Source organism: Noviherbaspirillum denitrificans (genome assembly GCF_002211445.1).
Taxonomy (GTDB): domain Bacteria; phylum Pseudomonadota; class Gammaproteobacteria; order Burkholderiales; family Burkholderiaceae_D; genus Noviherbaspirillum; species Noviherbaspirillum denitrificans.
The window spans coordinates 103165-114725 of the sequence record NZ_LSTO01000002.1 but is presented as its reverse complement, the minus strand read 5'-3'; the positions used below and the strand labels follow the sequence as shown (position 1 = coordinate 114725).

The window sequence follows — 11561 nt, the reverse complement described above, 5'->3', positions numbered from 1 at the left end:
GCGGGATTTCCGCGTCATCTGCACCGGGATGACGGGACGGTAACGGAGGATCCGGTCCGTGTGCAGGACGCGGATCCGTGGATGGCGTTTTCGCGCTTGCTCGATGCCCTACTCGTTGATCCACTGCTCGGCGGGCATTGAGTCAGGCAGTTCGGAGAAAAAGGGTAGGGTGGGTGGGGCCGCCGAGGTAGAGCGAAGCGAAACCCACCAATCGGCATCTCTAGAGCGTATGGTGGGTTTCGATTTCGCTCTACCCACCCTACGATTCTTTAGCTACGCAGGACGGTAGCTGAACTTCTCGAACATCCCCGATACCTGCTGCACCAGTCCTTCGCTCGGATAGCCGGCGACTGCGGTTGCCTTCAATTCCTTGGTCCGGCACCCCTGCGCGCGGAAGCTCTGCAGCGCATAGTTCTTCACACCCATTCCAGCCAGCATGCGGGCGATATCGAGGATTTCTTCCTCCGCCAGCAGCGACGGATGCACCGTCGTGCGGAACTCATGGCTGATTCCGCTGGCCAGCACAGCCTCGGCGCAAGCCTGTGCCTGCAACCCGCTGTCCGAAATGCCGGTCACCTTCTCATACTGCGCGAATGGTGCCTTGACGTCGAGCGCCACCCAGTCGACCAGGGGCAGGAGTTCCGTCAGGCGCTGCGGATAGGAGCCGCCGGTATGCAGGCCGACTTCGAATCCCAGCTTGCGCACATCCTTGATCGCGTTGCCCAGCGCGGGATCGAGCGTCGGCTCGCCGCCGCTGAAGACGACGGCGTCGATCAGTCCGGCGCGCTTTTCGAGCAGGCCGAGCACCTTGCTCCACTGCAGCGGGCTCTTCTGCAGGCGCATCTGCAGGTGCGGGTTGTGGCAGTAGCCGCAGGACCACGGACAGCCCTGGACGAACACCACCGCGGCAAGCTTGCCGGGATAGTCGGTGGCGGTGAACGGCGTGACGCCGCCCACCTTCAGCGTGCGTTGCGGCGATTCAGCTGCCAAGGTTCGCGCACTGTTCGTCAAAGTACTTGCGCTCATGGAATTCTCCCTTTTTTCCGATATTGAATGAGGACAGGGGACGGTGATAACCCATCACCCGGGTCCAGATCTCGCAGGGCTGCCGTTCCGCGTCGGTCAGGATGATCTGGCGGGTTTCGAGGGCCTTCTGGTTGCTGAGATCGGTCATGTTGGTCTCCTTGATGGTATCGATGGTCATTTACTGTGCCTCCATTTCGCGCTTCTTCCGTTCGATGACGTCCGCGTCGCACTTCGGGCAGAACTGATGGCTGCCGCTGAGATAGCCGTGCTTCGGGCAGATCGAGAAGGTGGGCGAGACGGTGATGTACGGCAGGCGGAAGCGGCTGAGGGCGCGCTTGACCAGCGTGCGGCAGGCGTCCGGGCTCGACACGGGTTCGTTCATGTAGAGGTGGAGCACGGTGCCGCCGGTGTATTTGCGTTGCAGTTCCTCCTGGCGTTCCAGCGCCTCGAACGGGTCGTCGGTGAAGCCGACCGGCAGTTGCGAGGAGTTGGTGTAGTAGGGCATGTCGGGCGTGCCGGCCTGCAGGATGTCCGGGTAGCGCTTGCGGTCTTCCTTGGCGAAGCGGTAGGTCGTGCCCTCCGCCGGCGTCGCTTCGAGGTTGTACATGTTGCCGGTCTGGTCCTGGAACTCCAGCATGCGGCCGCGGATATGGTCGAGCAGGCGCACCGCGAGGGCGCTACCCCATTCGGTGGTGATGTCGTGCTGGTCGCCGCTGAAGTTGCGGATCATCTCGTTGATGCCATTCACGCCCAGCGTCGAGAAGTGGTTGCGCAGCGTACCGAGATAGCGCTTGGTGTACGGGAACAGGCCGTTGTCCATGTGACGCTGGATCACCTTGCGCTTGATTTCCAGGCTGGCTTTGCCGAGTTCGAGCAAATCGTCGACGCGGGCGAACAGTGCTCCCTCGTCGCCGCGGTACTGGTAGCCGAGGCGCGCGCAGTTGATCGTCACCACACCGAGCGACCCGGTTTGCTCCGCGGAGCCGAACAGGCCATTGCCGCGCTTGAGCAGCTCGCGCAGGTCGAGCTGCAGGCGGCAGCACATCGAGCGGATCATGTTCGGCTTGAGTTCCGAATTCAGGAAGTTCTGGAAGTAGGGCAGGCCGTAGCGCGCCGTCATCTCGAACAGCAGTTCCGCATTCGGGCTGTTCCAGTCGAAATCCTCGGTGATGTTGTAGGTCGGGATCGGGAAGGTGAACACGCGGCCCTTGGCATCGCCGGCCATCATCACTTCGATGTAGGCGCGGTTGATCATGTCCATCTCGGCCTGTAGCTCGCCGTAGGTGAAATCCATTTCCTTGCCGCCGATGACCGGCACCTGCTCGCGCAGGTCTTCCGGGCATACCCAGTCGAAGGTCAGGTTGGTGAACGGCGTCTGCGTGCCCCAGCGCGAGGGAACATTCAGGTTGTAGATCAGCTCCTGCACATACTGCCGGACCTGTTCGTAGGACAGCTTGTCCTTGCGCACGAAGGCGGCCATGTAGGTATCGAAGGAGCTGAATGCCTGCGCGCCCGCCCATTCGTTCTGCAGCGTGCCGAGGAAGTTCACGATCTGGCCGACGGCGCTGGACATGTGCTTCGGCGGGCCGGATTCGACCTTGCCGGGCACGCCGTTCAAGCCTTCGTTGAGCAGCGTGCGCAGCGACCAGCCGGCGCAGTAGCCGGCCAGCATGTCGAGGTCGTGGATGTGGATGTCCGCGCAGCGGTGCGCTTCGCCGACTTCCGGCGGATAGACGTGGTTGAGCCAGTAGTTGGCGATGACCTTGCCGGAGACGTTCAGGATCAGGCCGCCGAGCGAGTAGCCCTGGTTGGCGTTGGCGTTGACGCGCCAGTCGAGCTGCTGCAGGTATTCGTTGATCGAGGATTCGACATCGACCAGGGTCTTGCGGTCGCTGCGCAGCTTCTTGTGCTGCTCGCGGTAGATTACATAGGCGCGCAGCGTCTTGCGGTAGCCGGCGTCGAACAGGACGGATTCCACCACATCCTGGATCTGCTCGATGTGAGGTGCGGTGTTGCTGTTGAGCTGGATGCGCTGCATGACTGCCTGCAGCGTGAGCGCCTCGGCTTCCTCGTGGCCGTATTCACCCGTGGCCTGGCCCGCGCGGAGCAGGGCGGAGAGGATCTTGTTCGGATCGAACGGCTTGACGGTGCCGTCGCGTTTGACGATGTGCGTCAGGAAGGTAATGGCGCGGGGTGTCATCTAGTCTCCAAAGGAACACAATATCTTGTGGTGTTCGAGATGTTAGAGACTAAATCTAGTGCGCTCAACGCGCAGGGATGCTTTTTTTGAATAACTTGATCTGGAATAAGCCGGGGCATCTCCGCTCGTGTGGACAGCTTTTCAATGCGTCCGCAGGGCGGACGCATGCATCAACGGGAGATCAGCGGAAAACCAGCACCGGGATCGTGGAATGGCTCAGCACCTTCTGGGTTTCGCTGCCGACGAAGAGGGCACTCAAACCCGAGCGTCCATGCGAGGCCATGAAGATGACGTCGCACTGGTAGTCGGCGGCGGTCCGGATGATTTCCTCGTACGGATGGACCGAGCGCGCGGTCACGGTTTCGCAGGCGACGCCCGCAGCCTTCGCCGCGGCGGCGATCTTGTCCACGTTTCCTTGCGCGACCGAGCAGCGGTCGATGAAGGCCTGGCTGGAGTCGGAGACGCTCACACCGTCCGACAGGTTGGCATAGTCGCGGGGCTCGGATACGGAAATCCCCACCACCTTGCTGCCTGCGCCCTTGGCAAAGGTAATGGCGGCGTCGATCGCCTTGTCGGACAGCGGGGAGCCGTCGGTTGGGACCAGGATCGTCTTGAACATGGTGACTCTCGATAAGAAAGGAGGAGACGCGCGGAAAGCGCTGGATTCATCCTAGGTTTCATAGCAGAAAGCGTCCTTGATCCTGATCAAAGAGCAACGGGAGGCAATCGCTGCCGGTGGATCCCGGGTTTGTGTGCGCTCAATGATTATCAATTGACTAACGATAGACTCGTGCTCATTTACGTTGCAGGAGGTCGCCATGGTCCTATTGTCCGGCACGAAGGCAAGCCGCATCGGCGTGCCGCTGGCATTCATCCTTGCGGCGTGCGGCGGAGGCGGCGGCGAACCGGGGATATCGCCGCAAGCCGGGAACGGCGCGAATACAAAGTTGCGCCCCGAGACCTATGTAGAACGGTGGTGGCCCGATTGCGTGGAAGGCACCCCCTGTCCCGCTCCCTCGTCACGCTGAAGGAGGGAACATGTACAGCCGCCATCGTTTCCTGCGCTTGCACCTGCGGCGGCAGCAGCGCTTGCGGAGCCTGGTTCCGGCTGCGATGCGCCGCCTCTCGGTACGGCGGCGGTTTGCCTGACCGTGCCGGGATTATCATGCATGCGTGACTTCTGATTCTCCATCCACCATTCTGTTCGGCGCATTCGACCGGCATAACTTCGGCGACCTGCTGTTTCCGCATATCGCCATCAAGTTGCTGTCGCCGGAAAAACCTGTCTTTGCCGGGCTCGCTGCAAGCGACCTGCGTCCGTTCGGCGGGCACGATGTCCAAGCGATTGCCGGTCTTGCGGCAAGCTGGCAGGATGCGCCAGTCCACATCGTCCATGTAGGTGGAGAAATACTGACCTGTGACGCCTGGGAAGCGGGTGTGATGACGCTGCCTCCGGCGGAGGCGGGCGAAATCATGACGCGCTTCGTAATGCATTCCGCCGAGGCGCGGGAATGGGCACGAAAGCGGGTGGGCATGGCAGGGTATGCACCGTATTCAGTGATGCGATCTATGTTCCCCTGCGCCACGTCGGTTATCTATAACGCTGTCGGCGGCGTCGAACTCGACAGGCGAGATAACGATTTCCGTGGCGAGGTATTCGACAAGCTGCGCGAGGCGGATGCGGTCGGCGTGCGCGACCACTTGACCGAAGCGCATCTGCGCGCCGCCGGCATTGCCTGCTCGCTCATGCCCGATTCTGCCGTCATGGTTGCGGAACTGTTTGGCGATCTCATTCGCGGCCGGGCTGACGGCGGCGAAGTGGCGCAGGCGCGTACAGCCTTCCCGCAAGGCTATCTCGCGGTGCAGTTCAGCGTGGACTTCAGCGACGCCGCCGCTGTATCGACTATTGGAAGCCAGCTCGATGCCGTCGCAGGCGCTACCGGTCTGGGCGTGGTTTTCTTCCGGGCCGGTGCGGCCCCCTGGCATGACGAGATTGGCTGCCTGGAGCGAGCCGCACGACAGATGAAGCGGGCAGCTAGGGTGTTTGCCTCCCTCGATGTGTGGGATATTTGCGCCTTGATTGCCGCCAGCCGCGGATATGCCGGCAGCAGCCTGCATGGCAGGATTGTGGCGACGGCCTTCGGACTCCCGCGTGTCAGTCTTGTGCACGACGTGCGAGGCAGCAAGGTGGCGGCCTATGTGGCTACATGGGAAGAGCAGGCCGAAGTCGCGGAGCCCAACGGCCTTGCGCGGGCTTTGGCGGCGGCATTGGCTGTCGATGTCCGTTTGTTGCGCAAAATGGCGCTGCAACTTGCCGAGAGCTACCGGCTTGCGACACGGCAATTGTTTGGCGTGTAGTGCCGTTATCTCTTGATCCAGAAAACGACGACCGAAGTCTTTTCCACAAAACGCTCGGCATGTTCGGCGTTTGCAGGGATGGTGCACCAATCGCCGGGACGGACTGCCTGTTCCACGCCGTCCAGCGTCAGGTACAGGATGCCTTCGGTTACCGTAACGTAATTTGTGGTGGGATGCGTGTGCAGTGGCGTGCTGATGTTTTCGCGCGTGGCGACAGTTACGTCGCCGGCTTCGTTAGTGAGTTTGCCCAGGGCGAGCAGTGCTGCGGGAACGTGGGACATGGGTGAATCCTCAGGAAAGCGTGAAGTATAGCAATGGGGGCCAAGAAAGCGTTTATCTAATTTTACATAACGCAAATTATGCGAATAAGTGCTGTAGAATCCAAATAGAAATGTCCGCTTTTAGCCAAATAGAAATGTCCGTTTTCTTGGTGTAAAAACCCGCCATGATTTGAACTCCTCACCAGGGAGTCCGGCCATGGCTAAGAACGAGACGATTACCATGAGCATGCGCGAGATCGACCGGTTAAAGGTCATCCAGGCGGTCGTAGACCGGAACCTGAAGCCAATGCAGGCAGCCCAGCGGCTTGGGCTGACGACACGCCAAGTGCGGCGGATGGTAAGCCGGTATCGGGACGATGGTCCTGCAAGTCGCAATCGACGCTGCGCAACAAACAAAGGTTGGTGAAGCGTTAAGGAATTCAGTTTGAACGGGCGTTCCGCTGTCGCGGCTGCGTTACGGTTTAACACCCTTAAAACCTAAAAACTTAAAACCTCCCCCCCAAAAGCGGATATTTCAACTTTGCCGGCAGGCGGACATCTGAATCTGGCTGAAACAAGTGCCATAGAGTCGGCTAATGTAAATGTCGCCCTCCGGCCTTGATCCAGACAGCATGGTCTACATATAATAAGCAAGGCTTACTAAATTATGGTTCTATGCAAATCCCCCAAGACAGCGTCGGATTCCTGATCGCCGACGTCTCCCGACTGCTGCGCCGGGAGTTCGAGAGACGCCTCGAAAACAGTTCGCTCACCCTTGCCCAAGGCCGCGCACTTGTCTAGAGGGTCGGCCGAGATTACAGTTTTTTTCGCAATATCATAGGTAACTCTATGATTTAAATGCCGAATTCCGTTTTGTGCTCCATCGGCTGTGCCGGCCGCTCCAGATCCAGCATATATTCACCGAATCGATTGATGTGACTGCGCCGATATGGTGCCAATCCCTTCAGCACCTCTTCCGTCAGCACGAACCCCTTTTCTTGAAGGCGCTTAAGCAGCCTGGTCATCTTTTGCACGTTGTGCAGAATGATCATGTTGGCCACCAAGTGGTTGTACTTGATTACCTTGCGTTGCTCATGACGGATATTCTCGGCAATGATGCCATCGCCTCCGAAGAATGACCACTTCACGAAGTCGTTGAATTCTTCGCTCTTGTTGGTGGCCGCATGGATGGTCCGGCGCAATTCGGCATCGTTGATGTATTTCAACAGGAAGCGCGTGCGCAGCACCCTCCCTAGTTCGCGGAACGCATAATACAACTTGTTCTTGCGGCTGGCCGTGCCGAGCCGGCGTAGAATCGTCGACGGCGCGACCTTGCCGGCCGTGATCGAGATCACCACACGCAACATATCCTTCAGGTGCCGGCGAATCAGTTCCCAGTCGATCGTTCCACGGAATAGGCTACCGATGTGGTCGAACTGGTCGTCCCGGTTGGCTTTGAAGAAAGTCAAATCCTTGATGTTTCGAATTCGCGGCATCAGCTCGATACCCAGCAGGTATGCCAGGCCGAACACTGGCGTGCTCTGCGCCTGCGTGTCGCCGTGCAAGGTGTCTGGTTGGATGTCCGATAGGTTGTTGATCAGCCCATCCAGGATATAGACCGCCTCGTACACGCCACACGGGATGAAGTGCGAAAACAGTGCTATGTACTTGTCGGAGACATGGTAGTACCCAATGCCGCCATAGCCGCCGTACCGGATGTGGTACTCGGATAGCAGATTCTGCTCGTAGAGGTTCCACTTCGTGCCGTCGGCCGATGCACTCTTGCCGGAGCCCCAGTAGCGCGGCAACGCGAACCGGTTATACGCGTTCACCACTCGGGCAATCGCCTTGTCCAGGCGCTGTTCGGTGACATGCTTAAGGTTGAGCCAGGCGACTTGCTTGCGGCTCAGCCCCTTGACCGAGCGTGCCGTTTGCGTCGGTCCCAAATTGCAGCCATAGCAGAACAAGGTCGTGATGAAGCGCTTGCGCGGATCGTCGACCTTTGACTCGAAGCCGGACAGCGGACCAAACAACCGGTGCAGGTCGAGCCATTTCTCTGTCTCGGTCAGCACATCGAGGATGCTGACCGGCTCCATTTCCGACGTCAGAAAATGGTCGGTGGTCTCCAGCTCAGGTGGCGGCTTCGGACGCTCAAGGCGCCGAATGATCAGACCGGTGTCGTCGATGTCGACCGATCCATTCTCCGGAAAGCGACGGTCTACGTCGCGCAACAATTCCGCCAATTCCGCCCGCAGTTGCGCCACAAAGGCGTGTGGCTCCACCGGCAGGTCGACCAGCTCCCCGTAGTTCTCAGCCTCCTGCTCGTACTCTTCCCAAGTGACCAGGTGATTGCGCCAGTCGTCATGCAAGCCGCTGTGCTCAACGTACAGATCGCCCGACTTCAGATCGTCCATGACGGCCGTCAGGACAGCCAGCTCGAAATACTTGCGATGAGCCGATGCTGGCGCTGCGCTGGCGTGGCGGCCGAACACCAGTGTGCGCCACTTGTCGGTCATCCAGTCGAGCTGCAGTGCCGCGATGCCACTTTCTTCGGTGTCGAGATGTTCCTTGTGGCTGGACCGGTAGCGCTGAATAACGGTCACGGCGTCGAGCAGGCTTCCATCCTGCGAGCTGGAGCGTAACGTCACCGCCTCCAGGCACTTGAACAACAGGCTGCGCTTTCCCGGATAGTTGTTCAGCATGAACGGATAGTAATTTTTCCCGGCATAGGCCATGTGCTCGTCGCACTCGGTGATCCATCTATCCAGGTTACCGTCGAGCGATGCTTCGACGCGCGCCACCCGCTCGACCTCGGAGCCGTCCGTGCTCAATACCGTCAATACTTCGCGGAACTGACCGATCAACCGTTCGACCTGCCCGGCTTGCTGCAAATGGTATTGACGCAGGCGTTCCTCGGCAGAGTTGTGCAGGCCGCGCACCGCCTTGATGAAAATCTCGGCGACGTCGTCCATGGCCTTTTCCAGCTGCGTCTGGACCAGCAGGATGGCCAGCGTATAACGCTTGAGCGGCTTGAGCTGCCGCATCTCGGCCACATCCAGGGCGCGCGCCTCAAGCGTCAGGTATTCGCGCTTGATTGCCGGGATATCGACGGTCGACGGCAAGCCTTCTGCAAGCGCCAGCATGGTGTCGATGTGCTTCAGGAAATCGGTCACTTCGCGCACGTTGGGCTGTTTCGGCTCCCGTTTCAGACTATCCCACTCGCTTTGGCCGGATCCTGGTCGCAGCAGTTGATCCAGTCGCTCGATTACATCGGCAGTTAGGTTGCCAGCGACGCTCCTGTAGATCCGGTCGTTGACTGCAGCGCGGGACTCGCGCGCCAGGCGAAACAGATAAGTAAAACCTGGCAGCTCGAAGCGCCGCTGCACCAACTCCTCGATCAGCACATTGATGATGTCGGGCAGCTCCTGCTTGGTTTGCGCTGCCTGCATCGCCTGCTGCTTGATCCAGCGCTCTGCGGTTTCGTCCATCACCTGGATACCGACGAAGTCGCGCAGCGCCTGCTGCCGTACCGACTTGCTGCCGGACTGATCGTAGCGCTTGATGGCTGTCTTGTTCGGTGTGCGCCAGCCGGCGCGTTCGCAAATATGTGCGAAGATCGGTGGGGGGACGCTGGCCAGCGGCACGAAGTAGCCCAGCCGCTGCAGCAGCTTCAACTGCACGAGCATGAAGACCCGCTTGGGGATCTGGCGATACTGGTCGGTGACGAATTCCAGTTCGGCTCGCCTGGGCGTGTAGATCGAATTCAGCTCCTGCGCGCTAATGTCGAGCTTGAGACGAGGGTATGCGGTTTCATGGACTTGAGTCATGGTGCGCCGGGTGTAAGGTCACGATCGACCGCCGGTCACATTGCCTTAAAAGTTGGCTTGATGCAAGCACGCAACGTGCCGTGCCACCATACATATGCCGCACACGGCTCGACAATAAATTGGCGTCGTGTTCGGCAAATTGATCGGAAGTAGTTGGCTGGGCAATACATATCAGGCGCGTGGTCCACAGCTGGTTCGAACCACAAACAAAACATCACCATTAAGTTTGCGCCCTGTGGTAGGGTTCGGCTTGAAGTGATGCTGCGGCCAAAAAGACGCTCACAGTTTCACCTCGCTCTCCAGCATGATCTCCATCCTCATTTGGCTACTTACCGGAATGCGCCCGATCTTCCCTGGATGGAATTTCACTTTCAAAAACGCATCGATCACCAGATGTTTCTCTTCGTCGGACAGCTGCGAGTCCTCAAGGATCACCCGCACGACATGTCCCTGATCGTCGATTGATACCTGCACAGTGGCTGATTGGGGTGAGATGCCGGCTACAACAAGGAGCTTGTCACCGATCAGACCATGCGAGACCAGCGGCTCTTGCGTCAGTTCTCCCAATTGGAAATAACGCACCTCGGCCTGCCCGTGGATTGGAAGCATGGGAAGTACGTCAGTCGACCGCTGTGCAACCGGTGCGGCAATCGGAGGATAAGCCGGGGAGGCATCCATAGGCTCATCGGTACCTGCCGATGGCGGCAAGGAAGGCAACCCGGCACTTTCCGACTTGACCAGATGTACCGCCAGCCCCTTTGTCGGTATCCTCAGGTCCGACGTCATGCCGCCTGTGCCCCCGCCTCTTGTACCGATCACCAAGCTCAGGCCAACATGTACCCCCACAGACAGCAGCAATGCGAGCAGGTGACGCTGCCGAATTTCCAAGGGACCGCGAATCAATCGTTAAACAGTTCGCGCCACAACACCCGTTTCGTTCCCATGGTACTGCTGCTGGGCGCAATTTCCAGTTCAGTCGGGGTCGGTATCTTGCCGTCCGCGCTAATCGGATAGATCACCGGCGTTCCGGTCGGGAGCTTGGACACGGTCAATCCGACGATCGGCGAGGTGAACTTGGTCCCAGCTGCGGCATCCGACTTCACATTGCCGCCGGTCTGGAAATCAATCTGATATAGCCAGCTATAGCCTCCGGGCTGGCATGCCGATGCGGTAGGCACCGTGCTGGCAAAGACCAGCGTTCCAAAGTAGAGCTGCGGGTCGATAGTTATCCGTTCGCCTGTATCGGGAAGATCGACATACCAACCGTATTTGGAGGCCCAATCTACCGCATTCGTGGTGATGTTACGTATCGTTCCGGAAGTGGAGACGGTTTGCTGGACGAGTTGCGCCGTACTGGTCACAGTAGTCGTGCCGTCGTCCTTGATCCCGTAAATGGTTTGGACGCTCCCGTCGCTCAAATCATCCTCGCCGAGGTAACGCCCGGTACCGAAATACACGGCTTTCTTTCCATCCACCTCGGCGATTTCGGGCGCGGCCATGATCGGCTTGCTCGAGCCAAAAGCCGCCAGTTTGGTGGCAGTGCCCGCCTCCAGATCGAAGCGCCACATGTTGCCCAACAGGTCGCCGCCATAAGAGGCAACCGCTGTATTGTCCACGCTGAAGTCGACCACCTTGACATTGATCCGGGCCAGGCCGCTCGGATTGCCGGTGGAGCCGACGTTGGTGGAGATGGTCTTGAGTACGCTTCCATCCGCCAGGTTGAGTACAAAAATATAGCCCTTTCCGTCCGCAGCCGGGTACTTGCTGCCTTCCGGGATATTGTTGTAGCCCGATGTGACGATCGCCACCCAGGTGCCATTGGCAAGCTTGGCCACATACGGCGTGCCATAGCTGTAGCCGACGTTGTTGTTGGTGTCGGCTGTGAAGCTC

10 protein-coding genes and 1 pseudogene are annotated in these 11561 nt (G+C 59.3%); 3 read left to right on the top strand and 8 right to left on the bottom strand.

Going from position 1 to position 11561, the window contains the following annotated elements:
- Positions 1 to 273: 273 nt before the first annotated feature.
- From AYR66_RS24080 to AYR66_RS24065, 4 genes are all read right to left on the bottom strand, one after another.
- On the bottom strand, positions 274 to 957 hold the full coding sequence (locus tag AYR66_RS24080; protein WP_234815082.1) for an anaerobic ribonucleoside-triphosphate reductase activating protein: 684 nt from the start codon (positions 955 to 957) through the stop codon (positions 274 to 276).
- 22 nt (positions 958 to 979) lie between these two features.
- A complete protein-coding gene (nrdD, locus tag AYR66_RS24075; RefSeq protein ID WP_088710245.1) occupies positions 980 to 1174 on the bottom strand; it encodes an anaerobic ribonucleoside-triphosphate reductase in 195 nt (64 codons plus the stop codon).
- A gap of 30 nt (positions 1175 to 1204) precedes the next feature.
- Positions 1205 to 3226: a ribonucleoside triphosphate reductase gene (locus tag AYR66_RS24070; RefSeq protein ID WP_088710106.1), complete on the bottom strand. Its 2022-nt coding sequence runs from the start codon at positions 3224 to 3226 to the stop codon at positions 1205 to 1207.
- Between the two features lie 181 nt (positions 3227 to 3407).
- Positions 3408 to 3845: a universal stress protein gene (locus AYR66_RS24065; protein ID WP_088710105.1), complete on the bottom strand. Its 438-nt coding sequence runs from the start codon at positions 3843 to 3845 to the stop codon at positions 3408 to 3410.
- A 199-nt stretch (positions 3846 to 4044) separates the two neighbouring features.
- Here AYR66_RS24065 and AYR66_RS28550 point away from each other — a divergent pair, with 199 nt between their 5' ends.
- Positions 4045 to 4254, top strand: a complete 210-nt coding sequence (locus tag AYR66_RS28550; protein WP_141104305.1) for a hypothetical protein — start codon at positions 4045 to 4047, stop codon at positions 4252 to 4254.
- Between the two features lie 145 nt (positions 4255 to 4399).
- On the top strand, positions 4400 to 5584 hold the full coding sequence (locus AYR66_RS24060; protein ID WP_234815069.1) for a polysaccharide pyruvyl transferase family protein: 1185 nt from the start codon (positions 4400 to 4402) through the stop codon (positions 5582 to 5584).
- A gap of 5 nt (positions 5585 to 5589) precedes the next feature.
- Here the strand turns inward: AYR66_RS24060 and AYR66_RS24055 are convergent, their stop codons facing one another.
- On the bottom strand, positions 5590 to 5865 hold the full coding sequence (locus AYR66_RS24055; RefSeq protein WP_088710104.1) for a cupin domain-containing protein: 276 nt from the start codon (positions 5863 to 5865) through the stop codon (positions 5590 to 5592).
- A 196-nt stretch (positions 5866 to 6061) separates the two neighbouring features.
- On the opposite strand from AYR66_RS24055, the pseudogene AYR66_RS24050 reads away from it, so the two are divergent.
- A pseudogene (locus AYR66_RS24050) lies at positions 6062 to 6226 on the top strand (helix-turn-helix domain-containing protein); the annotation flags it as partial.
- A gap of 472 nt (positions 6227 to 6698) precedes the next feature.
- Here the strand turns inward: AYR66_RS24050 and AYR66_RS24045 are convergent.
- The 3 genes from AYR66_RS24045 to AYR66_RS24035 form a co-directional block, all read right to left on the bottom strand.
- Positions 6699 to 9671 carry a Tn3 family transposase gene (locus tag AYR66_RS24045; RefSeq protein WP_088710103.1) on the bottom strand — a complete coding sequence of 991 codons (2973 nt, stop codon included), beginning with the start codon at positions 9669 to 9671 and terminating at the stop codon, positions 6699 to 6701.
- Positions 9672 to 9950: 279 nt separating this feature from the next.
- Positions 9951 to 10457 carry an energy transducer TonB gene (locus tag AYR66_RS24040; RefSeq protein WP_088710102.1) on the bottom strand — a complete coding sequence of 169 codons (507 nt, stop codon included), beginning with the start codon at positions 10455 to 10457 and terminating at the stop codon, positions 9951 to 9953.
- A 113-nt stretch (positions 10458 to 10570) separates the two neighbouring features.
- On the bottom strand, positions 10571 to 11561 hold a 991-nt coding region (locus AYR66_RS24035; protein ID WP_272938375.1), incomplete at its 5' end, for a pilus assembly protein.